Below are 25304 nucleotides of genomic sequence, written 5' to 3'. Positions count from 1 at the left end.
ACAAATGAGACGTTTAAAAATGTTATGGCATATTATACAGGTTACGGGTTTTACTCGGTTTGCTCTGAGTTTTGTGACCTTTGTTTTTGGGTCAGGAGGCGTGCTTTTCCTAGTTGAACCTGCTATCACAAATTACGGAGACGGTCTTTGGTATGCTTTTGTGACTTCGACGACTGTCGGCTACGGGGATCTCCTAGCTGTGACCTTGATTGGAAGGATTACCAGTGTCTTCTTGACGATTTATGGGCTCATATTTTTTGGCTGTTTATCAGCTGTTATTATTAATTATTATACCGATTTAAATAAGGAAAGAGGAGAGGACAAATGACTGCCAATTATTCAACACGGGAATACCGTGAGAAATTATACGATGACCTTCATGTTCGATTGAGAGATACAGCGATTTTGATGTGTGCAATTTTTATTGCCTCTATCGGTCTAAATATGAATTCAACAGCTGTTATTATTGGAGCCATGTTAATTTCACCTCTCATGACACCGATTGTTGGACTGGGATTCGGTTTAGCTATTTTTGATACGCGTTTAATCAAGCAATCTCTAGAGGTTTTATTGACTCAAGTGTTGGTCAGTTTGCTTGTCTCGACTCTGTATTTCTGGATTTCTCCCTTGTCTTATGCAAGTAGCGAGTTGATCGCACGAACCTCTCCAACCATTTGGGATGTTCTCATTGCTATTGCTGGTGGGATTGCTGGTGTGATCGGTTCAAGGAAAAAAGAAGCAAACAATATCGTGCCAGGAGTAGCCATTGCTACAGCTTTGATGCCGCCTATCTGTACTGCTGGCTATGGTTTAGCTAATGGGAATGTACGATTTTTATTGGGGGCTCTCTATCTTTTCTTGATCAACTGTGTCTTTATCATGCTAGCCAACATTGTTGGAACAAGAATTTTGATGAGAAAATCTCCTTTAACTTCATTTAAAGAGCTGAGCATTAAAATGAGAATTGGCTTGATTTCTTTGATTGTATTGTTGATTCTTCCAGCTAGCTATTCGGCAGTTACTCTGACAATAGAACAAGCGCGCAAAGAAGGGATCAAACAGTTTGTAGGAAAAGAGTTCGCCAATTATACGGTTATTAATCAAGTCTACAAGTCAAGTAACAATGAATTGGTCTTGACGGTTGTTGGAGATCCGATTTCAGAAGAAGAATTAGAAACACTCCACCAAAAACAAGCCTCTTACGGTATTCAATCTGTTCAATTGAAAGTGAATCAAGTTCAGAACTCGCCAACATTAGATAGTGAAGCGACCAAGGAATTTTATGAAAACATTGACAAGTATATTGATCAAAAACTCTCTGAAAAAGATTCACAAAACGATCTCGTAAAAGAAAATGAAGCAGACAAGGATTGAGGACAATGAACTGAATCGGTTTTTACGCCGTGTTTTTCTTGTATCTTCCTCTTTCTTACTTATAGCAGGTTGTTTTTGCTTGAATAAGAAATAAATTAGAAGTTCTATCATCTAAGAAAAATGATGAAAAAAATCATTTAACTAATGGTGTGAACGTTTAGTGTTTATCAGCTCCATTCTCTGTAATTTTGGGGGTAAAATCCACACCATTTAGATAAAATTAGTTGAATTTGATTGGAAAAACGCTTTTATAAAAGCGGAGAAAAGTCTTGATATTACGCTGTTTTTAGTCCAACTGAAATTCATACTTTCCAAACCAGGTCTTAAGAAAGCTCGTAAAGCATCACAATTTAGTAAACGTTAATTCGAAAGAATTACTATACTTACAAAGAGCACCTTTCGGGGTGTTCTTTTTTATGCTTCCATACTAAATTGGTGCAATTGACACAGTTGTTGCGACTTTAGTCGCTTACAAATGTGGCTGCAACCTGACGAAGTCAGTTGCCTCAAAACGTTAATCAATACGATACTATCAACGTTTACAGACATTCAAGAATTTTCTCTTGGATGTCTTTTTTTGTTCAAAAAACTAAAGTTCACCCCAAGTTCACCCTATTGCTTTTTGAGACTTCTAAAGGCTATTTCTCCTGCTGTTTGATTTACTTTTTCAGTAGTATTGACATAAGTCTTCGTTATTTGGATGTCACTATGAGTAAGTGCTTCTGAAATGGCCTCAAGAGAAAAACCTGCTTGTTTAGCAAGATGTTGGAATTTATGAGGTCCTTGATGGATATTATTTTTCTTCATAAGTATGTTATAATGTAGATACGATATGAAAAAATAAAGTATCTCTGTAAATTATGTAAATGTCACTTTGTGTGAACATGAGGACATTTGAATTTATAGAATGATAGGAGGTGGTTTACAATGATAAGTTTAGAGCTGATGTCTGAAGAAAATAGCATAGATGTTTATTCTTTTGAAAAAGAAAATCGGGAGTATTTTGAGCGGAATTTACCTCCTAGACCAGCTACCTATTTTGATTCAGAAGGTTTTAAAGAAATTACAAGGGAATTGTTAAGGGAACAAGAGAATCATGATGTCTACATGCATCTTATTAGAGATGCACAAGGTACTATGGTCGGAAGAATCAATTTAAGTGTCTTGGAGGATGATCGAAAAACAGCAGAACTTGGATATAGGATCGGAGAAAATGTTACTAATTTAGGTTATGCAAGTGAAGCGGTTAAACTCGTTTTAGAAAAGGCCTTTACTACTTATCGTTTACATAAGATTATCGCGGGGACGGCAACGTACAATCTGGCTTCTCAGAGAGTGCTTTTAAAAAATGGTTTTACCTTTAGTAAAATCATAGAAAATGACTTTCAAATGAATAACGAGTGGATTAATACGGCAGTATTTGAGATAAGGAATCTATAGCATCATCATTACCAGACGTTTGCCAAACCTCAACATTTCTAGTAGACATTCGTCTACTTTATATATGATAAATTGCAAGAATAAGTGCAACATCTACTCTAACTCCTCCACTAGAGCTTCATAAACCAGGCTTGAAAAAAGCTCGTAAAGCATCACAATTTAGTAAACGTTAAAACTTATTTAAACTTATTGAAAGCATTTCGTATCATAAATACGGGATGCTTTTTCTGTCTAGCTTAATTTTACAAGTTAGGTAATTAAAAGTTAGAATTTGGCCATAAATTATGATATAACTTAAGTAAGTGATAAGTATTTAATGTATTTCTTGTGATATTCTAATTTAATAAATTGGAATTCTATCAGTATTTTGAACATATTTTGAGATGAAACATTTGATGGGTAAGAGAAATCAAAAAAGGAGGTTCTTATGTGTATAGTTGACCAAGTTAAGAAAATAGCAACTTATATTTGTGAAGCTTTTGAAGACTGGGGTTTGGATGATCCTGTAGAGGAAGGATACCTGGAAGATTATCAGGAAATTTCTGGAGCATCTGAGGAGGAAATTCAGGAGTTTGAGAAGAGACTTGGAATTTCTCTCCCCGATGAACTTAAGAAAGTCTATCGCTACAAAAACGGCAGTAAATTCTTAGCAGTCTTACCCTGTGTGATTGACCAAAGAGAAATGGCTTTTTCTCTGATGAGTTTGCAGGAAATAGAAGCTGGGAAAAGATATTTTCAAAATAGGGATGCCCTGTTAACAGAATTTCCCGACTATTTTTCGAGCGAAGATGTTGAAGAAATGCGTGATAGTAGAGTTAAACCCTATCTTTTTAATAAAAAATGGCTTCCTTTTGCGGAATATTGCGATTCTTGTTATCTCATGCTTGATTTTGATCCAGACAAGGAGGGGCAAGAAGGGCAGATTATCTGCTACATTCATGACCCTGATGAAATTATTTATGTGGCAAAAAGTTTTACGGAGCTGATTGAAGGGATAATAGAAGTGATCGTATAAAAGAGGGTAATATATTCGCCTATCTAAAAAATTTGATTCATATTTTATGAAATTAATCAGTAGATATAGTTCTGAAAAGCCTTGAGATTTCGCTGTTTTTAGTCCAACTAAAACCCGTACTTTCCAACTAGGTCCTAAGAAAGCTTGTAAAGCTAGCCAGTTCTCTAAGCGTTAATTCGTTACTGGAAAGCAGAATACAAACGAAAACACTTTTCATCTTGCAAGGTGTTTTTTGTATGAGAACTGGCGGTGCGCAATTAGGATAGCTCTAGCGACTTTAGTCGCATAGAGATATGTTATGCACAGTTGCCCCAAGAAAACAAGCGAAGCGATGTTTGATTGGATGGCAACCGCTGCACTCAAATCGTTCTTCGAAAGAATGACTATACATCCAAAGAGCACCTTTCGGGGTGTTCTTTTTTATTGACACCTTGTAGGTTTATAATTAGGGATCTGGTTGAAAGGTATAAGGTAAATGAAAAGATTCGTTGATAAGATCCTATTTCTTCATACTTTAGTCTAATACCTATAATGTAAAAAAACTCTAGCTATCAGGTAGTTGATAGTTAGAGTTTTTTCTATTCATATGATTTAATTAGGTTAAATAAGGCCTCTACTTCTGATGACGGTGTAGCTGATTTAAGGTAAGCGTAATAAACTGTAAATGTGATCTGGTCCTCCGGTATTAGAGGGATTTTTATTAAATCATCATCTTCGTCAGAAAGTGCGATATCAGCTAGTAAACTAACTCCAATCCCTTTCTTTAAAAGTTCTTTAAGAATGACAATGTCGTCACTCTTAAAAAATATTTCTGCCCTGTTTTGATACTTCTGATTAAGGAGATCAAAAGCTTTTAGGTGCACAAAGTGTTCATCTAAAAGGATGAAGGGTTGATCTACTAGATCTTCAAAAGTGAGGGAAGAAGCAGCAGCAAGAGGATGGTTCTTAGATAAAACGACATACAGTTCTTTATGAAATAGTTCATGCGTCTCTATTGAAGGGTGATTGAGTGGTTCAATCAAACCGAGTAGGCTTGCATCAAGGTCTCCCTTGAGGAGAAGGTTTAATAACTCCACGGAACCACCGCGGATAGGGCGTACCTTTTTTAAAAAATCAAATTCCTTTTCTTTATTTAGAGAAGCAAAGAGATACTGAACGATAATAGGAGGAAATCCTACAGTAGAGTAATGGGCCAAGGAGCGATTAATTTCTTTGTGAGCAGAACTGATCTCAGGTAAGATTAGTTTTGTGTGTTTTAGAAGGATTTCTCCTTGAGTAGTCAGTTTGAAGGATCGGTGTGAGGGATCGTGGTGAATCAACTTACAATTAAAAGCCTCCTCTAATCGTTTGATGGCATAAGAAATAGAAGGCTGGCTGACTTTGTGTTGCTTTGCTACGTCTGTATAGGATTGGACTTGGCAGAGATCATAAAAATATTGAAGGTCTTTTAAGTTCATAAGGGCTCACTTTCAACATCTAGGGAAAAAAATATAAGTTAAGGGAAATAACCAGATAAACAATATTTATCCGTATCACTTCATTTGACTATACGTTTTTTTACCAGTTATAATGTGGGTGAGTCAGGGATATCAGAGGTTATCTAAGATACTTTCGAAAATGCTTAACATCTTTTCGCGTTTATCAACAGGAAGTTGTTTAATCTTCATGTTAAATCTCTTTAGTGAAAGATTTTCAGTCTTATCAGAGGTGGATTCAAGGCTACTAAAATTGAAAAACTCCTCTGGGGTCATCTGTAAGGCATCAATCACTTTTTCTAGACTGTGAATGGTCAGATTCACATTTTGGTTTTCTAGTTGATTGATATACTTAAGACCAAGTCCCGCCTGTTCCGAAAGTTCTTCCTGGCTCATTTTGTTTTTTGTCCGAAAATATTTCACTTTTTGGGAAATATATTGTTGTAAATAGTTTTTAGTTGTCATATAAATAGCATACAAGTTTTGTATGACAAAAAAACACCTTGAAAAATACAAAGTACTATATAGCGAACCTAGAGGATGCTTATTTTGATTAGGATTGCTAATTTCTATGATTATTTTGCTATACTCGAAACTTTTAGGAAAGAGTCATTGTCGAGGATTTGATGAGTTTAGAAATTTATAAAACAGCTTAACATGTCATCCATAATAGTGTTTTAAGTATAAAATAGCTTATTAGAAAATTGTTCTCGTAGATCCATTATAACATATGCGTACACGATTGTATTTTATATACAACAAAGTTTTGTAAACGATTTATTTTGATGGTATAATATTCGTAAAAAGGAGGTTGCACTATGACTGCACATGATATTTTAAACAATCCTTTCCTTAATAAGGGAACTGCCTTTACCTTGGAGGAACGAAAGGAACTTGGACTTATTGGTTTACTGCCACCTTATGTTCAAACGATTGAAGAGCAAGCAGCGCAAACCTATGCACAAATGCAAACAAAGGTCAATGATCTGGAAAAACGTTTGTTCTTAATGGAAATTTTCAATACTAACCGTACTCTTTTCTATTACCTCTTTTCTCAACATTTGGAAGAATTCAATCCAATCGTGTATGACCCAACCATTGCAGATACCATTGAAGGCTATAGTGACCTCTTTGTAGATCCCCAATATGCGGGATATCTTGATATCAATCATCCTGAAAATATTGAAGCTACTTTGAAAAATGCTGCCGGGGATCGCGAGATTCGCCTCATTGTTGTAACAGATGCAGAAGGAATCCTTGGAATCGGTGACTGGGGAACAAATGGTGTCGATATTTCTGTTGGGAAATTGATGGTCTATACGGGTGCTGCAGGAATCGATCCTTCTATGGTCCTTCCTTTAGTCATTGATGCAGGGACTAACCGTGAAGAACTTCGGAACAATCCTAATTACTTAGGAAATCGTCACGAACGGGTTCGCGGAGATCGTTACTACGACTTCATTGATCAATTTGTTCAAACAGCAGAACGTCTCTTTCCTAAACTCTACCTTCACTGGGAAGATTTCGGTCGCTTGAATGCTGCCAATATTCTTGAAAAATATCGGAAACAAATTCCAACCTTTAATGATGATATTCAAGGTACAGGAATCGTTACCTTAGGTGGTATCTTTGGTTCACTGGATATTAGTGGTGAAAAATTAACCGATCAAGTTTATCTCTGCTATGGTGGTGGTACTGCGGGTGCAGGAATTGCCTCTCGTGTTCTTCGTGAAATGGTGAGTGAAGGTCTTTCCGAAGAAGAAGCTTATAAACGTTTCTTTATGGTTGATAAACAAGGTCTTCTCTTTGATGATATGGATGACTTGACACCAGAGCAAAAACCATTTGCTAAGAAACGTGCTGATTTTAGCAACGCAGACAAGTTGACTGACCTGCTTGAAGTAGTGAAGACTGTGAAGCCAACCATTCTTGTAGGAACTTCAACTCAACCTAATACCTTCACTAAAGAAATAGTAGAAGCTATGTGCGAAAATACTGAACGTCCAATGATCTTCCCATTATCAAATCCAACCAAATTAGCAGAAGCTACTGCTAAGGATTTGATCGAATGGTCAGATGGTAAGGCTTTTGTCGCAACAGGAATTCCTGCTGATACGGTTTCTTATAAAGGTGTAGACTATGTGATTGGTCAAGCCAATAATGCCTTGATTTATCCAGGTCTTGGTCTAGGTATGTTAGCTTCTGAAGCAAGTCTTTTGACGGATGAAATGATTGGAGCAGCGGCTCATTCGTTGAGTGGTATTGTTAATCCAGGCCAACCAGGAGCTCCTGTCTTGCCACCATTCAAGTATGTAGCAGATGTATCTATTAAAGTAGCAGAAGCAGTCGCTAAAAAAGCGCAAGAACAAGGACTTGCGCGTGCTAAGGAAACAGATATGGCTAAAGCAGTTCGTGATTTGAAATGGTATCCAACCTATAAATAAGTAAATAGAAATGGGGTGTACGAGTGCGACTGGATGCTTCGTACACCTCCTAGTATATGCTAGGTCATACAGAAAGGGAGACTATGGAAATCTTTTTAACTTCAATTCAGAGTATTGTACCTATTATCGTCATTATCATTCTAGGTTACTTCTTACAAGTTCGTGGTTGGTTTCAAGAGAGTTTTGGAAATGATTTATCTAAACTCATTATGAATGTGGCCATGCCAGTGGCAATTTTTACCTCTGTTCTTAAATATTTAACATTAGATAAATTGATTAGCTTGTCTGGCGGTTTATTGTATACGTTTATCGCCTTCATTCTCGGTTACCTAATGGCCTTTATAGCGGTGAAACTGTTTAGAGTGCGCCCAGGCCGTCGAGGAACCATGATTAATACCTTCGTGAATGCCAATACCATTTTTATTGGTTTGCCTTTAAATATAGCTCTATTTGGAAATCAAGCTCTTCCCTACTTCTTGGTGTATTATATTACAAATACGGTATCCACTTGGACATTAGGTGTCTATCTCATGACCTCAGATAGCAAAGAAGGGGCCTCAAAGCAAGCTCAAAAATTCAATTGGAAGAAGCTCTTCCCAGCACCTTTATTGGGATTTCTCGTAGCCCTCGTATTTTTAGTGCTACGTCTTCCTGTTCCAAGTTTTGCAGAAAGCACCTTGACTTATATTGGAAGCCTCACCACACCTTTATCACTCATATACATTGGTATTGTTCTAGCTAAGGCTGGTCTTAAGTCTATTCGTTTTGATAAAGATACAATTGTCACTTTGGTTGGACGCTTTATTCTAGCTCCTCTGATCATGCTTCTTGTATTGAAGTTCTTTGCCCCAAATATGGCAACAGCAGAATTTAAGACCTTTATGATTCAGTCTGCTACACCAGCTCTAGCTGTTCTCCCAATCCTTGCTAATCAGGGAAAAGGAGATGTGGAATTCTCTACGAATGTGGTGACTCTAAGTACGGTTCTATTTATTGTTGTTATTCCAATATTACAAACTTTATTAGGATAAGAAGAAAGAGGATAGGATTGAAAGTTTTACGTTAAGAAATTGCACTATTATAGATACATCTATTCTTATTTCTTGAAATCAAAATCGGCAGAACTCTTCGGACGTTTCCTATCAAGCGCTTTTGAGCTGTCCTAAAAGCCAGACTGTTCAAACTAGGTCTTAAGAAAGCTCGTAAAGCTAGCCAGTTCTCTAAACGTTAATTCGTTGCTGGACAGCAGAATACAAACGAAAACACTTTGCATCTTGCAAGGTGTTTTTTTCTATGAGAACTGGCGGTGCGCAATTAGGATAGCTCTAGCGACTTTAGTCGCATAGAGATATGCTATGCACAGTTGCCCCAAGAAAACAAGCGAAGCGATGTTTGATTGGATGGCAACCACTGCACTCAAAACGTTCTTCGAAAGAATTACTATACTTACAAAGAGCACCTTTTTGGGGTGTTCTTTTTGTATTTTCATACTAAATTGTGGCAGTTGACGTAGTTGTTGTGGCTTTAGCCGCTTACAAATACGGCTGCAATTCGACGAAGTCAATTGCCTCTAAACGTTAATTCGTTGCTGGACAGCAGAATACAAACGAAAACACTTTGCAGTTTGCAAGGTGTTTTTTCTATTCCTGATATATAGTTCACCAAGTGAATGACAAACAAAAAACCACCCTATCTTCCACAGTCAAACGTGACGGTAGAAAATAGAGTAGCTCTAGAACGTTAAAAATTAGTTATCGTCTTTGTGAAGGATATTCTTCACACCGTTGATAGCTCCTTCAACAGCCTCTTTTGCATCTTCAGCAACTTCTTTAGCTTTTGATGCAACTTTTTCAGCAACGCCTTCAGCTTCTGTTTTTGTGTCGCCGGTTACTTTACCGAGACCTTCCTTAACAGAACCTTTAACTTGGTTTAATTTATCTTCTAATGACATAGCGCCACCTCCGTTAAGTAAATAGTTTTTTAATCTGAATTCAAGACAGTTCATTTAAAAAATTAAAACTATTTAGTTCAGATTAATATAAGTATATACCCTCTGAAATGGAAAGTCAAATATTCGCTACGCTAGTCTGAAAGTTGGAGTGAGTCCTTACGTTATCGTGAAAAAGAGGGATGAATAGGTCCTTGCCTTGTTCTTTAATTGAAGAAACAAAGGTTTTCAGCTATTTCATAACAAAATCGTCCAGATGATTAAGGAATAATATATTGTAGAATCGTCAGGGTAGAAAACCTAAACGGCTGTTTTCTCCTATCAAAGCGGAGTAAAAAACAAAAGAAGATGCCACTTTCTGTTCAAAAAGGGACAATTGAGGCCTTCCTTGCTTACAAGTTTTTCCATGTGCTATACTTGTACATAATTGAATGGAAGAATGATATTGGAGAAAAGATGATATGAAATATGCCAAACATGGAGTCGCTATCCTATTCCTGTTGTATCTATTTGTTTTTGGGATCGATGGCCTTGTTATCTACCTAACCGGAGTTTTCAATGGTGATGTAAGTTTTCTTTATTTCATGTATTTGGTTCTCTACTCTTTGCTTCTCATCGGCATTCTACTTTGGTTTAAAAGACAGAAGATAGCCACCCATTCAAACAGACAGAAATGGAAGTGGTCCTATCTGGGGTATTTTGCTTTGGTGCTCTTGTGGTTCTTTGTTGAAAGATGGGTGCTGCAAACTTTTCAGGATTTGCTGGTTCCTGTCGTTCATCAAACCAAATTGCCATCCTCCATTTATCTAAATGGCCCTGGTATTTCGGGTACTCTGTTTTTTGTCCTAGCAACTGTTACATCTCCTATGATCGAAGAATTTATTTTTAGAGGCTATCTGATGAATGTCTTCTTTAAAGAAAGTAAGTTTCATTTAGATGTTTTGCTTTCGGGCTTTCTCTTTGCGGTCTTTCATTTGATCCATCAATATCGGGACCCTATAACCTTTTCTCTTTATTTCTGTTCAGGACTCTTCTTGGCAGCTGTCTACAAGAAACACAAAGATATCCGGTTGCCCATCTTCTTGCATGCCTTTAGCAATTTTCTCACTTTTTGGAAACCAATCTGGATTTTCATCTACAACTATATCTACTGGCATTTTCTTGTTTAATATCTATTGTCTTTGAAGTTGGCATAAAATGGGAAATTAGAAATCGGAGTGTAGTATAATAGACATAGATGAAGAACTGCAAAAATTAGAAGTATATAGAAGAGAATTAGCAACATGAAAAACATCCTCAAAACCTACCCAGTTGTCATTACTTTAACTTTTATTTGTTTATTGTTAGGAATTCTCACTTCTATTTATGGGAATGCTATGTACGACCTATTGGCCTTTCATTCAAAACCGGTTTATTATTGGCAGTATATGAGTGGAACCTTGATGCATGGAAGTAAAGGAGCCCCCTCTGGTTTTTATGGGTACATCTATTTTTAAATGGGCTCATGATTCTACCTTTTGGCGGACTACTGGAAAGGAAAAGAGGCTCCAAATATGTCTTGCTTGTTTTTGTTACCGCGACAGTCATCTCTTCCATCGCCTTTCACTTCTTAACACAGGGGCAAAAAATTCAGGCGACGGGGATTTCTGCGGTTGGCTATGCTTTTATAACTGGAGGAGTCATACTTTTACTGAATATTTGGAAAGAATTTTCATGCACCGTAAAACTGTGTTATCTTTTCTTAATCCTTCTATCTATCCTGATGCTACTACCAATGATCACCGGATGGATCTCGACCTTCTTGCATCTTTCGGGGATTGCTAGTTACCTTTTGGTTTTATCTTCAGCTACTACCTTAAGGGAAATGCTTGAGCCATCCGTTGATTGATCATGATATTAAGATTTACAGACATTCAAGAGATTCTCTTGGATGTCTTATTTTTATTTGTAAAACCGAACCTTTTCTAAAACATTTAAGCGATTTTAAGGGGAATATGCTACAATGGAAGCAAATAAATAGAATGGAGCAGTGAAATGAAAGCAATTATTACAGTTGTCGGAAAAGACCAAAAAGGAATCGTAGCAGGTGTTGCGACTAAGGTGGCAGAGTTGGGACTCAATATCGATGATATCTCTCAAACGGTATTGGATGAGTACTTCACCATGATGGCGGTCGTGACATCGGATGAGAAAAAAGATTTCACCCTGCTTCGTTCAGAATTAGAAGAATTCGGTCAGTCTCTTCATGTAAAAATCAATATCCAGAGCGCTGCGATTTTTGATGCCATGCACAATTTGTAAGATAGGAGTTGAGAATTTATGGACATTAGACAGGTAACAGAAACCATTGCCATGATTGAGGAGCAGAACTTTGATGTTCGAACCATCACCATGGGCATCTCCCTTCTAGATTGTATTGATCCAGATATTGATAAAGCGGTTGAAAAAGTCTACCAGAAGATTGTAACAAAGGCCAAGGACTTAGTAGCTGTCGGGGATGAGATTGCAGCAGAACTCGGCATTCCGATTGTGAATAAGCGGGTTTCGGTCACTCCGATTTCCATTATCGGAGCAGCAACCAATGCGACAGACTATGTGCCCTTTGCCAAGGCGCTGGATCGTGCTGCTAAAGAAGTTGGGGTCAACTTTATCGGTGGCTTCTCAGCCCTGGTTCAAAAAGGCTACCAAAAGGGGGATGAAATCCTCATCAATTCCATTCCTCGCGCTCTAGCAGAGACGGACTTTGTCTGCTCTTCGGTTAACATTGGTTCCACTAAGACAGGGATCAATATGACTGCTGTCCGAGACATGGGTCGTATCATTAAAGAAGCTTCCCAAGCAGATCCGATGGGGCCAGGGAAACTGGTGGTCTTTGCTAATGCAGTAGAAGATAATCCTTTTATGGCAGGGGCTTTCCACGGTGTCGGTGAAGCGGATGTTGTCATCAACGTTGGGGTTTCAGGCCCTGGTGTTGTCCAACGGGCGATTGAAAAAGTTCCTGGGGCAAGCTTTGATGTATTGGCTGAAACAGTCAAGAAGACAGCCTTCAAGATTACTCGTGTTGGGCAATTGGTTGGTCAAATGGCTAGTGAACGTCTCGGTGTTGAGTTTGGTATTGTCGACTTGTCTCTCGCGCCAACACCAGCTGTTGGGGATTCGGTTGCCCGTGTCCTTGAGGCTATGGGGCTTGAAGTAGTAGGAACCCATGGAACTACTGCAGCGCTCGCTCTGCTCAATGACCAAGTGAAAAAAGGTGGCATCATGGCTTGTAACCAAGTCGGTGGTTTGTCAGGTGCCTTCATTCCGGTCTCAGAAGATGAGGGGATGATTGCGGCAGTCCAGTCAGGTCATATCAACCTGGAAAAATTGGAAGCCATGACAGCCATTTGTTCCGTCGGTCTGGACATGATTGCCATCCCGGCTGATACTCCAGCTACGACGATTGCGGCTATGATTGCCGATGAAGCAGCTATCGGAGTGATCAACCAAAAGACAACAGCGGTTCGGATTATTCCTTATGGAGAAGAAGGCGATATGTTAGAGCTTGGAGGACTTCTTGGCTCTGCTCCAGTGATGAAGGTCAACAAAGCTTCGTCAGCTGACTTTATTGCCCGTGGCGGTCAAATTCCAGCCCCAGTTCATAGTTTTAAAAATTAAAAAATGGCCCTGGAGCATAATTTTTGCTCAGGGCTTTTACTGTTGACCAAGGTAGTGAAAGTGAATCTAGAGGTCATCGCTGCCAGTTTCCTTATAAAAAATGATATAATAGAAGAACGTAAAAGGAGATCACATGGCGAAAACAAGATTATTTATTATTCGGCATGGAAAAACCATGTTTAATACGATAGGTCGTGCCCAAGGTTGGTCGGATACGCCTTTAACTACTCAAGGAGAAGAAGGTATCCGTGAATTGGGGGTTGGGTTGAGAGAATCTGGTTTGGACTTTGTCCGTGCTGTTTCCAGTGATTCAGGTCGTGCCATTCAAACTATGGGGATTGTTTTAGACGAGCTTGGACTCACAGATCAGATTCCTTATACTTTCAACAAAAAGATCCGGGAATGGTGTTTTGGAAGTTTTGATGGTGCCTATGGAGGAGAGCTGTTCCGTGGAGTCGTTCCCCGTGTTCTGGATATAGAAGACTACAAGAAGTTAACACTAGAAGAGTTAGCGAATGGGATCTACCAAGTGGATACAGCCGGTTGGGCTGAACCATGGGATGTGTTAAAAAAACGGATTGTAGATGGTTTTGAAGAGATTGCTAAAGAAGTTGAAGCTAAGGGTGGTGGAAATGTTCTTGTTGTCAGTCATAGCATGACGATCGGTTCCTTTGTGTGTATTTTAAATCCAGAGATTGTGCTAGATCCAAGGGTTGAAAATGGCAGTGTTACCCTGGTAGAATATGAAAATGGACACTTCTCGATCCAGACCATCGGAGATGAATCTTATCGCAAGCTAGGTGCTAACTGGTTAGAGGCCCATTCAGAAGAAATTGATGTGAAAAAATAAGATATCTTATATAAGAAGAAAACAATTGCAGGAGGATAGAAATGGCAAAGACAAAATTGTATATTGCCCGTCACGGAAAAACCATGTTTAATACTATCGGTCGCGCCCAAGGGTGGTCCGATAGTCCTTTGACGGAAGCTGGCGAACGAGGGATTCATGAATTAGGGATTGGTCTGCGTCAAGCAGGAATCCAGTTCCAACAAGCTGTGTCCAGTGACTCTGGTCGAACCATTCAAACCATGGGGATTGTGCTAGAAGAATTAGGGTTAACAGGTAAAATTCCTTATCGCTATGATAAGCGTATTCGCGAATGGTGTTTTGGAAGCTTTGATGGCGCCTACGATGGAGAACTCTTTATGGGGGTTCTGCCACGTGTCTTTCGGGTCGATGATTTCCATCATTTGAGCTTGATGGAGTTGGCTGAAGGAATTGTCGAAGTGGATACAGCAGGCTGGGCAGAGTCTTGGGAAACTCTTCGCGATCGAATTTTGGAAGGCTTTACGGCAATTGCCAAGGATGTTGAGTCTCAAGGTGGTGGCAATGCTATCGTGGTCAGTCATGGGATGACCATCAGCACCTTGATTTACCTGATTGATCCAAAGGCTTTTAAAGAATTGGTCTTGGACAATGGTAGTGTGACTGTTATTGAGTATGAGGATGGCCAACTTAAACTAGAAGCAGTTGGAGATATGTCATACCGACAGGTTGGAGCAAAATTGTTAGAGGAAGATCATGACTAAATACAAACTTGCCAAGAAAAGAGAAAAGAAAGTTAGCTGGATCGTGCTCTGCTGTTTAGGTCTCTGTCTGATCGGAGCAGGAGTGGGTATTTTCTATTTGAAACCTCAATGGCTTCATATGAGCGCTGTTGAAGATAAAAAAGTAGAAACAACCACTCCAAAAAAGGTTGAAAAAAAAGAAGAAAAACCTAAAACAGACCTTCCTCAAGCTTCTAGCAAGGATTGGAACATAGTCCTGGTCAATCGGGACAACAAGTTAGCCGAGCTGAACCCTCAGTTAGTTGATGTTGAAGAAATCAAGGTGGATAGTCGGATTGCAGAGCAAACGAAACAATTTCTAGCAGCGGCGAGAGCAGTCGCGCCAGAAGAATCCTTGATTTCGGGTTATCGAAGTGTGGAGGAGCAAACAGAACTCTATAATGAGCGAGTAGCGCAGTTAGAAGCTACGGGACTTTCTCATGAGGAAGCAGAAGCTCAAGCTCAAGCTCAAGTACAGGTTCCAGGTGCTAGTGAACACCAAACGGGTCTTGCGATTGATATGAGTGCTCCAAATGGACAGTCTGAAGAGGTAGCCCAGCAGATTATTGCTTTGGCTCCCCAGTATGGTTTTGTTCTCCGCTATCCAGAAGGGAAAAATGCGATTACAGGTGTGGACTATGAAAACTGGCATTTCCGCTACGTTGGTGTAGAAAATGCCCAGTATATGGTCAAGCATCAGCTGGTTTTAGAAGAATACATTCAAAAATTGAAAGAAGCAGGTTTATAGGCTTTTTTAGACAAGTATCGGTCTTAAGAATGATTTTTAGCACTCTTTGAAAAAGAGTGCTAATTTTTTGGATTTTTCTCTTGACTTTCTCTTGAGAGGGTGTATAATAGAATCATGGTTTAGCACTTAAACACTTAGAGTGCTAAATACGAAAGAGAGGTGAGGTCATGGTTACAGAACGTCAAAATGAGATTCTAAATCTTGTCGTCGATATCTTTACCAAGACCCACGAACCAGTCGGTTCAAAAACACTGCAAGATGTCATTCAATCTAGTAGTGCTACTATCCGAAACGACATGGCTGCCCTCGAAAAGCAAGGCTTATTAGAAAAAGCCCATACTTCGAGTGGCCGAATGCCTAGCCGGGCTGGTTTTCAATATTTTGTTCAGAACTCACTTGACCTAGAGCTGATTGATGAACAAGATGTCTACCAGGTGGTGAAAGCCTTTGATTTTGAGGCCTTTAAGTTAGATGATATTTTGGATGCTACGGCTAAGTTGCTGGCCCAGATGACGGGCTACACCGCAGTCATTCAGGATGTTGAACCGACACGACAGCGCTTGACTGGTTTTGAGATTGTTCCATTATCCAACCACGATGCCTTAGCGGTTCTGACCTTGGATGAATCAAAGCCTGTTACCGTCCAGTTTGCGATTCCAAAGAATTTCTTAACCAGTGACTTGGAAATCTTCCATCAGTTGGTTCAAGAACGTTTCATTGGAAATACAGTTTTGGATATCCACTACCGCTTGCGGACGGAGATTCCACAGATTGTACAGCGCTATTTTAAGACGACAGACAATGTATTGGATCTGTTTGATTACGTCTTCTCGCAATTGTTTCAAGAACTGGTCTTTGTAGAAGGAAAGGTTTCATCCTTAACCTACGCCGATCTTCAGACTTATCAGTTCTTAGATAACCCTCAACACGTAGCTCTTGAGTTGCGAGGGGGGATGGCGGAGGACCAAATGACCCAGATCCTGGTTGCTGAATCCCAAGAGAAGGCCTTGAAAAATGTGACCGTGATTAGTCACAAATTCCTGGTTCCTTATCGTGGGATGGCCCTCATGCATGTGATTGGTCCCGTAGAGATGGATTACAGGCGTGTGATTAGCCTCGTCAATGTTATCGGCCGAGTGCTGGTCATGAAGTTAACGGACTACTACCGTTACCTCAACAGCAACCATTATGAAGTAAATTAAGACCAAATGAAAGGGGTGTATGCCTTGACAGAAGAAATCAAAAAAGAAGACGTGAAAGAAGAGGAAGTTGTCGAGACAACTGAAGAAGTTGTAGAGGAAACCAACCAACCTTCTGAATTAGAAGAAGCACAAGCGCGTGCCGAAGAATTTGAAAACAAATACCTTCGTGCCCACGCAGAAATGCAAAATATTCAACGTCGTGCCAATGAAGAACGCCAGCTCTTGCAACGCTATCGTAGCCAAGATTTGGCAAAAGCAATCTTGCCATCACTTGATAACCTTGAACGTGCCCTTGCTGTAGAAGGGTTGACAGATGATGTGAAGAAAGGCTTGGAAATGGTGCAAGAAAGCTTGATTCATGCTCTGAAAGAAGAAGGAATCGAAGAAATCGCAGCGGACGGAGAATTTGACCATAACTACCACATGGCCATTCAAACAGTTCCAGCGGATGATGAGCATCCGGCTGATACCATCGCACAAGTCTTCCAAAAAGGCTACAAACTCCATGACCGGATCCTACGCCCAGCCATGGTGGTTGTCTACAACTAGGCTAGAGAACTTAAAAACCTTGTCCGAAACGACAATAAACTATGAAAGAAAGATAAACAATGGTTTAGCTTTGCCAATAGTGAGCGAAGCGAACCAAAGGCGATACTCTTCGCCGTGGCGCTATTTTCGTAAACTTTGAGATTTTAGGCTCAAAGTTTAGTCAAAGAGATTGACGAAGTCAAGCTCTGACGGCGTCGCCACTTAAGAAGAGTATCAAAAAGAAAAAAAGAAGATAAAATTTAAGGAGAAAAACATATGTCTAAAATTATCGGTATTGACTTAGGTACAACAAACTCAGCAGTAGCAGTTCTTGAAGGAATTGAATCAAAAATTATCGCAAACCCTGAAGGAAACCGCACAACTCCATCTGTAGTGTCATTCAAAAACGGTGAAATCATCGTTGGTGACGCAGCAAAACGTCAAGCAGTAACAAACCCAGATACAGTGATCTCTATCAAATCTAAAATGGGTACTTCTGAAAAAGTTTCTGCAAACGGTAAAGAGTACACTCCACAAGAAATCTCAGCTATGATCCTTCAATACTTGAAAGGCTACGCTGAAGACTACCTTGGTGAAAAAGTAACCAAGGCTGTTATCACAGTTCCTGCATACTTCAACGATGCTCAACGTCAAGCAACTAAAGACGCTGGTAAAATTGCTGGTCTTGAAGTAGAACGTATCGTCAACGAACCAACTGCAGCGGCTCTTGCTTACGGTTTGGATAAGACTGACAAAGAAGAAAAAATCTTGGTATTCGACCTAGGTGGTGGTACATTCGACGTATCTATCCTCGAACTCGGTGATGGTGTCTTTGAAGTATTGGCAACTGCAGGGGATAACAAACTCGGTGGTGACGACTTTGACCAAAAAATCATCGACCACTTGGTTGCAGAATTCAAGAAAGAAAACGGTATCGACTTGTCAACAGACAAGATGGCGCTTCAACGTTTGAAAGACGCAGCTGAAAAAGCGAAGAAAGACCTTTCTGGTGTAACTTCAACTCAAATCAGCTTGCCATTCATCACTGCTGGCGAGGCTGGACCTCTTCACTTGGAAATGACTTTGACTCGTGCCAAATTTGACGATTTGACTCGTGACCTTGTTGAACGTACTAAAGTTCCAGTTCGTCAAGCCCTTTCAGATGCAGGTTTGAGCTTGTCAGATATCGACGAAGTGATCCTTGTCGGTGGTTCAACTCGTATTCCTGCCGTTGTAGAAGCTGTTAAAGCTGAAACTGGTAAAGAACCAAACAAATCAGTGAACCCTGATGAAGTTGTTGCCATGGGTGCTGCTATCCAAGGTGGTGTCATCGCTGGTGATGTGAAAGACGTTGTCCTTCTTGACGTAACGCCATTGTCACTTGGTATCGAAACAATGGGTGGAGTATTCACAAAACTTATTGACCGCAACACTCCTATCCCAACATCTAAATCACAAGTCTTCTCAACTGCAGCAGACAACCAACCAGCCGTTGATATCCATGTTCTTCAAGGGGAACGCCCAATGGCAGCAGATAACAAGACTCTTGGACGTTTCCAATTGACTGATATCCCAGCTGCACCTCGTGGTATCCCACAAATCGAAGTAACATTTGACATCGATAAGAATGGTATCGTATCTGTTAAAGCGAAAGATCTTGGAACTCAAAAAGAACAAACAATTGTTATCCAATCAAACTCAGGTTTGACAGACGAAGAAATCGACCGCATGATGAAAGATGCAGAAGCAAACGCTGAAGCGGATAAGAAACGTAAAGAAGAAGTAGACCTTCGTAACGAAGTAGACCAAGCTATCTTTGCGACTGAAAAGACCATCAAAGAAACTGAAGGTAAAGGCTTCGATGCAGAACGTGATGCTGCACAAGCTGCCCTTGATGAGCTTAAGAAAGCCCAAGAAGATAACAACTTGGACGAAATGAAAGCAAAACTTGAAGCCTTGAACGAAAAAGCTCAAGGACTTGCTGTGAAACTCTACGAACAAGCCGCAGCAGCGCAACAAGCTCAAGCAGGAGCAGAAGGCGCACAAGCAACAGGCAACGCAGGCGATGACGTCGTAGACGGAGAGTTTACTGAAAAGTAAGATGCAAAGCCCGTTAAAACCTCACAGTGAAAATAGGAAATCTGACGCAGAAACTTTAGTTTCTAGGAAGATTTATCTTTTTCACCAAGAGGTTAGGGCGTGCTCAATTCAGCTTAACAACTAAATGATAAAAAGAAATCCAGAGGTTGCAACCCAGCCTCTGTTTTTCGGTAAAATAGAGGATGTTGCGTATGAAAAAAGTACTTTGTATCATTTATCCTAATTTTTCTCTTTATGAGATAACCGCTTTAACAAGTACTTTAGCTCTGTCTTTTGATATCACGATTGATTATGTCGCTTCAAATCATTCGATAGTGGTTTCTGAGGATGGCTTGCCCTGTCAACCAACGAAAACACTAGATCAAATCCGTATAGAAGAGTATTCTTGTGTGATTTTGCCAGGAATGGTTAACATTGGACCTGCTCTACAAGATGAGAAATTGATCTCGTTTTTGAGAAGTCTTGATGAGCAAGATATCCTAATTGCAGCCATTTCTTCAGCCCCCCTTTTATTAGCCAAAGCAGGCTTGTTGAACGACACGAAATTTACGGGTGGAATTTGGCAAAACTTCTTTGACTATTTTGAATTTCTTCCACGTGAAAATTTCCAACCGAAAGTTCTTGTCCAAGATAAACAAATTATTACGGCTATCGGTTTTGCACATCAAGAGTTTGCAAGGAAAGTGATTCTAAGTCTAGGGTTGGCAGAGAATACGGACAACTATTTTAAAGAACAGAACGAGTATGCTGAAGAGGATTTGATATTTACTCTATCAGATGAAGAGTTTGATCAAGTGAAGCAGAGTATAGAAAACAGCCTCTAAAGATTTACATGAAAATTATAGAAAGGAACAAGGAGTGTTTGGTAAATTGTAGCTGAGCTCTGAAGTTTCTTACTCAATGTAAAAGAAAAGAATTGAACCCGACCTAAATCGTGGTTTGATTCACAATATCAATAGAAAGGATAAAGAGTGTTCGAGAAATTGAACTCGAGCGGAAAGCTTGGAAATTAGATAAACCTCCTAAGAAATCAGGATTTCTTGTCGGTTTCCTAAATTTCAGTCGCTTTCTGTTCGCTCTTAGTATCTTGCATGAACAATACTGAATTTTACGACCGTTTGGGCGTTTCGAAAAATGCATCTCAAGATGAGATCAAGAAAGCCTATCGGAAATTATCTAAGAAATATCACCCAGATATCAACAAGGATCCTGGCGCTGAGGAAAAGTACAAGGAAGTTCAAGAAGCTTATGAGACTTTAAGTGACGAACAAAAGCGGGCGGCTTATGACCAATACGGTGCTGCAGGAGCCAACGGTGGTTTTGGTGGCTTCGGTGGCGGAGCTGGTGGTTTCGGTGGTTTTGATGGCGCTGGCTTTGGTGGCTTTGAGGACATTTTCTCAAGCTTCTTTGGTGGGGGTGGAAGTCGCAATCCCAATGCTCCACGTCAGGGGGATGATCTTCAGTACCGCGTAAATCTCAAGTTTGAAGAAGCCATCTTTGGAACTGAGAAGGAAGTGAAGTACCATCGGGAAGCTAGCTGTCGGACATGTGATGGAACTGGTGCTAAGCCAGGAACAAGTCCAGTAACTTGTGGACGCTGTCATGGTTCGGGTGTCATCAATGTGGATACGCAAACTCCACTTGGGATGATGCGTCGCCAAGTCACCTGTGATGTCTGCCATGGTCGAGGAAAGGAAGTTAAGGATCCTTGTACTACCTGTCATGGGACTGGGCATGAGAAACAAGCCCACAGTGTTAGCGTGAAAATCCCTGCTGGGGTCGAAACAGGTCAACAAATCCGCCTCTCTGGACAAGGAGAAGCTGGCTTTAATGGGGGCCCGTACGGAGACCTTTATGTAGTCGTCAATGTTGAGCCAAGCGACAAATTCGAACGGGATGGATCAACCATCTACTATAAATTGAACTTGAACGTTGTTCAAGCTGCTCTTGGAGATACGGTCCATGTACCAACGGTTCACGGCGATGTCGACTTAGTCATCCCTGAAGGAACCCAGACTGGTAAGAAATTCCGCCTCCGTGGCAAAGGAGCACCAAGCTTGCGTGGTGGATCTGTGGGAGATCAATATGTAACTGTTAATGTGGTGACACCAACAGGTCTAAATGACAAGCAAAAAGAAGCCCTTCGTGCATTTGCGGAAGCTGGTGATATCAAGGTAAGTCCAAAGAAAAAAGGCTTCTTTGATAAGGTGAAAGATGCCTTAGATGATTTATAAAAATAAGAGAGTGGGACAGAAATCGGTAATTCGTTAGAATTCGATTTCGTCGTCCCACCTCCGCACAGTTGAGTAGGGCTATAAAAGCTGATGAAATCAGCGTAGTAGAGCTCACTCAACCACTGCGTCTTGCTCGACAATCCAAAGACAATTGAGAGGCTAGGACTTTTGTCCCACTCTCTTTTTTTATCAAAAAAACACCTCCGAAACTAGGAGTTTCAGAGGTGTGGCAAAAGAATCAAATTAAACAATACCTTGGGCAATCATAGCGTTTGCAACATTTTCAAAGGCTGCGATGTTGGCACCAGCAAGGTAATCTTTACCAAGACCGTAGGTTTCTGCAGTTGTTTTAGCAGTGTTGAAGATGTTGGTCATGATATCTTTCAAACGACCATCCACTTCTTCACGTGTCCATGAAAGACGGAGGCTGTTTTGGCTCATTTCAAGAGCAGATACAGCAACCCCACCAGCATTGGCAGCTTTAGCAGGTCCGTAAAGGATACCATTTTCTTTGTAGACTTTGATAGCTTCAAGGTCGCTAGGCATGTTAGCTCCTTCAGATACAACTTTAACCCCTTGAGCAACCAAACGTTTCGCAGCTTCACCGTTAATCTCATTTTGAGTCGCACATGGAAGGGCGATGTCATAGTTGCCAGCGTAAGTCCATACAGAACCTTCGTAGTAGGTAGCAGTTGGTTTTTCTGCAGCGTATTCTGTCAAACGAGCACGGCGTTTTTCTTTGACGTCTGTAAGAAGGTCAAAATCAATACCGTTTTCGTCGATGACATAGCCGTTTGAGTCAGAGACTGAGATGACAGTTGCACCAAGTTCAGTTGCTTTTTGAAGAGCGTATTGGGCTACGTTACCAGAACCTGAGATCACGACTTTCTTACCAGCAAAGCTGTCGCCGTTAGCTTTAAGCATTTCTTCAGTATAGTAAACCAAGCCGTAACCAGTTGCTTCTGGACGGATCAAGCTACCACCAAAACCAAGAGGTTTACCAGTCAAGACACCGGCATCAAATTGGTTAAGGCGTTTGTATTGACCGTAGAGGTAACCAATCTCACGTCCACCAACCCCGATATCACCAGCTGGGACGTCAAGAGATGGTCCGATGTATTTTTGCAATTCAGTCATGAAGCTTTGGCAGAAGCGCATCACTTCAGCATCAGTTTTGCCTTTAGGATCGAAGTCTGAACCACCTTTACCTCCACCGATAGGAAGGCCAGTCAAGACGTTTTTAAAGATTTGTTCGAAGCCGAGGAATTTCAAGATCCCTTGGTTTACAGTTGGGTGGAAACGAAGTCCGCCTTTATATGGACCTACAGCTGAGTTAAATTGGACACGGTAACCACGGTTCACTTGCACCTTTCCATCACGGTCTACCCAAGGAACACGGAAAGAAATCACGCGTTCTGGCTCAGTGATACGGGCCAAGATGTTTTCTTCAATGTATTCTGGATGTTTTTCAAATACAGGTTCCAAAGTGCTTAGGAACTCTTCAACAGCTTGAAGGAATTCTGCTTCATGGCCGTTGCGAGCTTTTACGGTTTCGAAAGTGCTTTGGATATATTCTTTTGCAGTTGTCATCTTGTTTCTCCTTTTTTTATTGAAACGAATGCCAGCAAGGTTGCTGTCTTACTGGAGTATGAAGGCACTGCTAGAAGCAATGTCATATTTTATTACGTGGACAATTATAGCAGACTTTTTTTGACTTGTAAAGAAAAAAGTTGAATTTTCTGAAAATTTTCACGACTTGAATTTGAGTAGACTGAATTAGCTTCATATAGGTAACAATCATCTGAATATGTACGGTATTTCTTTACAATAATCTCTAGAAAGAGAGAGAAATAGAGGACAATTTTTCTATTTCCGGACGTTCTATCTGAATTTCTAGTTTTCTGAACTCTAGGGGACATTTTCATGCTATAATGACTGTAAGAACTTATTTCAAGGAGTAGAAGATGGTATCGACAAAGACGCAAATTGCTGGTTTTGAATTTGACAACTGCCTGATGAATGCGGCAGGGGTAGCCTGTATGACTACTGAGGAATTAGAGGAAGTGAAGAATTCAGCTGCTGGGACTTTTGTGACCAAGACAGCAACCTTGGAGTTCCGCGCTGGAAATCCAGAGCCACGCTACCAAGACGTGCCACTTGGCTCAATCAATTCGATGGGCCTTCCCAACCAAGGCTTGGACTATTATTTGGATTACTTGTTAGAATTGCAAGAAAGCGATCCAGATCGGACCTTCTTTCTATCTCTTGTCGGCATGTCTCCTGAAGAGACCCATACCATCCTGAAAAAGGTGCAAAACAGTGATTTTAAAGGCTTGACAGAATTGAACCTATCCTGCCCCAATGTCCCTGGGAAACCTCAGATTGCCTATGATTTTGAGACAACTGATCGGATCTTGTCAGAGGTCTTTGCCTATTTCACCAAACCTCTTGGCATCAAGTTGCCACCTTATTTTGATATTGTCCACTTCGATCAAGCGGCAGCGATCTTTAACAAATATCCACTCAAGTTTGTCAACTGCGTCAACTCGATCGGAAATGGCCTTTATATCGAGGATGAATCCGTTGTGATTCGTCCGAAGAACGGTTTTGGTGGAATTGGTGGTGAATATATCAAACCAACTGCTCTGGCCAATGTCCATGCCTTTTACCAACGTTTGAATCCAGAAATTCAGATAGTGGGAACCGGTGGAGTCTTGACTGGTCGTGATGCCTTTGAGCATATCCTTTGTGGCGCTAGCATGGTGCAAATCGGAACCACGCTTCATAAAGAAGGAGTTGGAGCTTTTGACCGCATCACTGCGGAGCTCAAAGCCATCATGGAAGAAAAAGGCTACCAAAGCCTAGAAGATTTCCGTGGGAAATTGCACTACATTGACTAATCTTTCTAAAAGAACCTCTTCAAGTACCAACTTGGGGAGGTTTTTAAAGTTATCGTGTCAACGATGAACAAAACTGTTCCTAGTTTTAGGTGTTTTTCACCTATATAGTGCTCCATTTTAAAGGAAAAGGTGTACAATGAAGATGGAAAGAGATAGGTGGAGATAGAGTTTGGTTCTTTTTTGGAAGGTTTGGAAAGGAAGGTGATTAGCATGGGGGCTAGTGACTTTATTCAGGAAGCCTTGCTTCCTATTCAAGCTATTGAGGACTCCTTTTCGGCGGATTCCCAGACCAGTTCAGACGCAGTCCGATTTCAGGAAAATCTGGACTATATCCTTCGTTATTTAAAAAAGGCAGAGCGTGTGGACAATCGTGTCTTAATGGAGCTAGAGAAGTTCTATCAAAGAGCGAGCTTCTTGATCGGTTTGAGTGCCCTGCGCTTAAATGAAGCAACATTCCAAGCTTGGAAAGTGTATGATCGCTTTCATTATGACAGGGTGAAGCCTCAGTTACAGGTATATGGACCAAGCATGATCTTGTAAGCCACTGAGTGTTTGCTTAAGAAATATTGAGGAGGTGTGTGACATGTCTCTCGTGCATGATTTTTTTCATCAGTTTTTAGTATCTATACGG

The 25304-nt window shown here is 40.5% G+C and carries 24 protein-coding genes and 1 pseudogene; 20 read left to right on the top strand and 5 right to left on the bottom strand.

The features are described 5' to 3' along the window. Positions 1–4 precede the first annotated feature (4 nt). Positions 5–328 carry a potassium channel family protein gene (locus QM873_RS01140; RefSeq protein ID WP_001253404.1) on the top strand — a complete coding sequence of 108 codons (324 nt, stop codon included), beginning with the start codon at positions 5–7 and terminating at the stop codon, positions 326–328. After that, positions 325–1374: a DUF389 domain-containing protein gene (locus tag QM873_RS01135; RefSeq protein ID WP_000126416.1), complete on the top strand. Its 1050-nt coding sequence runs from the start codon at positions 325–327 to the stop codon at positions 1372–1374. The genes QM873_RS01140 and QM873_RS01135 overlap by 4 nt, the downstream gene beginning before the upstream one ends. A gap of 612 nt (positions 1375–1986) precedes the next feature. Here QM873_RS01135 and QM873_RS01130 read toward each other — a convergent pair. Continuing rightward, complete coding sequence (locus QM873_RS01130; RefSeq protein WP_075227838.1) at positions 1987–2181, bottom strand: integrase; 195 nt, start codon at positions 2179–2181, stop codon at positions 1987–1989. 120 nt (positions 2182–2301) lie between these two features. On the opposite strand from QM873_RS01130, the gene QM873_RS01125 reads away from it, so the two are divergent. Both QM873_RS01125 and QM873_RS01120 read left to right on the top strand, forming a co-directional pair. Then, a complete protein-coding gene (locus tag QM873_RS01125) occupies positions 2302–2814 on the top strand; it encodes a GNAT family N-acetyltransferase (RefSeq protein ID WP_342992263.1) in 513 nt (170 codons plus the stop codon). A gap of 427 nt (positions 2815–3241) precedes the next feature. Continuing rightward, positions 3242–3829, top strand: coding sequence for an SMI1/KNR4 family protein (locus QM873_RS01120; protein WP_342992262.1), 588 nt, complete (start codon positions 3242–3244; stop codon positions 3827–3829). Positions 3830–4407: 578 nt separating this feature from the next. Here QM873_RS01120 and QM873_RS01115 read toward each other — a convergent pair. Together QM873_RS01115 and QM873_RS01110 are read right to left on the bottom strand one after the other, a co-directional pair. Beyond that, positions 4408–5286 carry a LysR family transcriptional regulator gene (locus tag QM873_RS01115; protein ID WP_342992261.1) on the bottom strand — a complete coding sequence of 293 codons (879 nt, stop codon included), beginning with the start codon at positions 5284–5286 and terminating at the stop codon, positions 4408–4410. A gap of 132 nt (positions 5287–5418) precedes the next feature. Then, positions 5419–5769: a helix-turn-helix domain-containing protein gene (locus QM873_RS01110; protein ID WP_342992260.1), complete on the bottom strand. Its 351-nt coding sequence runs from the start codon at positions 5767–5769 to the stop codon at positions 5419–5421. A 353-nt stretch (positions 5770–6122) separates the two neighbouring features. On the opposite strand from QM873_RS01110, the gene QM873_RS01105 reads away from it, so the two are divergent. Together QM873_RS01105 and QM873_RS01100 are read left to right on the top strand one after the other, a co-directional pair. After that, a complete protein-coding gene (locus QM873_RS01105; protein WP_342992259.1) occupies positions 6123–7748 on the top strand; it encodes a malolactic enzyme in 1626 nt (541 codons plus the stop codon). An 83-nt stretch (positions 7749–7831) separates the two neighbouring features. Further along, positions 7832–8779 (top strand): AEC family transporter, encoded by a 948-nt coding sequence (locus QM873_RS01100; RefSeq protein WP_342992258.1) that lies wholly within the window; start codon positions 7832–7834, stop codon positions 8777–8779. A 716-nt stretch (positions 8780–9495) separates the two neighbouring features. Here QM873_RS01100 and QM873_RS01095 read toward each other — a convergent pair. Then, a complete protein-coding gene (locus tag QM873_RS01095; protein ID WP_021154436.1) occupies positions 9496–9699 on the bottom strand; it encodes a CsbD family protein in 204 nt (67 codons plus the stop codon). Between the two features lie 458 nt (positions 9700–10157). On the opposite strand from QM873_RS01095, the gene QM873_RS01090 reads away from it, so the two are divergent. The 12 genes and pseudogenes from QM873_RS01090 (at position 10158) to dnaJ (ending at position 21773) form a co-directional block, all read left to right on the top strand. Beyond that, on the top strand, positions 10158–10865 hold the full coding sequence (locus tag QM873_RS01090) for a CPBP family intramembrane glutamic endopeptidase (protein WP_414278655.1): 708 nt from the start codon (positions 10158–10160) through the stop codon (positions 10863–10865). A gap of 114 nt (positions 10866–10979) precedes the next feature. Further along, a pseudogene (locus QM873_RS01085) lies at positions 10980–11584 on the top strand (rhomboid family intramembrane serine protease). 146 nt (positions 11585–11730) lie between these two features. Beyond that, on the top strand, positions 11731–11997 hold the full coding sequence (locus tag QM873_RS01080) for an ACT domain-containing protein (protein ID WP_023024356.1): 267 nt from the start codon (positions 11731–11733) through the stop codon (positions 11995–11997). Between the two features lie 18 nt (positions 11998–12015). After that, complete coding sequence (locus tag QM873_RS01075; protein ID WP_023024354.1) at positions 12016–13353, top strand: PFL family protein; 1338 nt, start codon at positions 12016–12018, stop codon at positions 13351–13353. Between the two features lie 133 nt (positions 13354–13486). Then, a complete protein-coding gene (locus QM873_RS01070) occupies positions 13487–14203 on the top strand; it encodes a histidine phosphatase family protein (RefSeq protein ID WP_023024352.1) in 717 nt (238 codons plus the stop codon). A 41-nt stretch (positions 14204–14244) separates the two neighbouring features. Then, positions 14245–14943 carry a histidine phosphatase family protein gene (locus QM873_RS01065; RefSeq protein ID WP_023024350.1) on the top strand — a complete coding sequence of 233 codons (699 nt, stop codon included), beginning with the start codon at positions 14245–14247 and terminating at the stop codon, positions 14941–14943. Then, a complete protein-coding gene (locus QM873_RS01060; protein ID WP_414278654.1) occupies positions 14936–15709 on the top strand; it encodes a M15 family metallopeptidase in 774 nt (257 codons plus the stop codon). Before QM873_RS01065 ends, QM873_RS01060 begins: the two co-directional genes overlap by 8 nt. A gap of 167 nt (positions 15710–15876) precedes the next feature. Beyond that, entirely contained in the window at positions 15877–16911 is a 1035-nt protein-coding gene (gene hrcA / locus QM873_RS01055; RefSeq protein ID WP_313965727.1) for a heat-inducible transcriptional repressor HrcA, read from the top strand. Positions 16912–16917: 6 nt separating this feature from the next. Beyond that, positions 16918–17460 carry a nucleotide exchange factor GrpE gene (gene grpE, locus QM873_RS01050; RefSeq protein WP_023027243.1) on the top strand — a complete coding sequence of 181 codons (543 nt, stop codon included), beginning with the start codon at positions 16918–16920 and terminating at the stop codon, positions 17458–17460. A gap of 255 nt (positions 17461–17715) precedes the next feature. Beyond that, positions 17716–19539 (top strand): molecular chaperone DnaK, encoded by a 1824-nt coding sequence (gene dnaK, locus QM873_RS01045; RefSeq protein ID WP_414278653.1) that lies wholly within the window; start codon positions 17716–17718, stop codon positions 19537–19539. A gap of 191 nt (positions 19540–19730) precedes the next feature. Next, the gene (locus QM873_RS01040) at positions 19731–20363 is read left to right on the top strand and encodes a DJ-1/PfpI family protein (RefSeq protein ID WP_414278652.1); all 633 of its coding nucleotides are present in this window, start codon (positions 19731–19733) and stop codon (positions 20361–20363) included. Positions 20364–20630: 267 nt separating this feature from the next. Continuing rightward, positions 20631–21773: a molecular chaperone DnaJ gene (gene dnaJ / locus QM873_RS01035; protein ID WP_414278651.1), complete on the top strand. Its 1143-nt coding sequence runs from the start codon at positions 20631–20633 to the stop codon at positions 21771–21773. A 243-nt stretch (positions 21774–22016) separates the two neighbouring features. Here the strand turns inward: dnaJ and gdhA are convergent, their stop codons facing one another. After that, the gene (gene gdhA / locus QM873_RS01030) at positions 22017–23363 is read right to left on the bottom strand and encodes an NADP-specific glutamate dehydrogenase (RefSeq protein WP_117744673.1); all 1347 of its coding nucleotides are present in this window, start codon (positions 23361–23363) and stop codon (positions 22017–22019) included. A 374-nt stretch (positions 23364–23737) separates the two neighbouring features. Here gdhA and QM873_RS01025 point away from each other — a divergent pair, with 374 nt between their 5' ends. Together QM873_RS01025 and QM873_RS01020 are read left to right on the top strand one after the other, a co-directional pair. After that, positions 23738–24673, top strand: coding sequence for a dihydroorotate oxidase (locus QM873_RS01025; RefSeq protein ID WP_414278650.1), 936 nt, complete (start codon positions 23738–23740; stop codon positions 24671–24673). Positions 24674–24883: 210 nt separating this feature from the next. Beyond that, a complete protein-coding gene (locus tag QM873_RS01020; protein WP_195213636.1) occupies positions 24884–25213 on the top strand; it encodes a helicase BlpT in 330 nt (109 codons plus the stop codon). The last annotated feature ends 91 nt before the right edge of the window (positions 25214–25304 follow it).

The sequence above is a fragment of the Streptococcus australis genome (assembly GCF_047463015.1).
Lineage (GTDB): Bacteria > Bacillota > Bacilli > Lactobacillales > Streptococcaceae > Streptococcus > Streptococcus australis_F.
The sequence above is the reverse complement of the archived record's forward strand: the minus strand, read 5'-3'. Positions and strand labels throughout refer to the sequence as shown.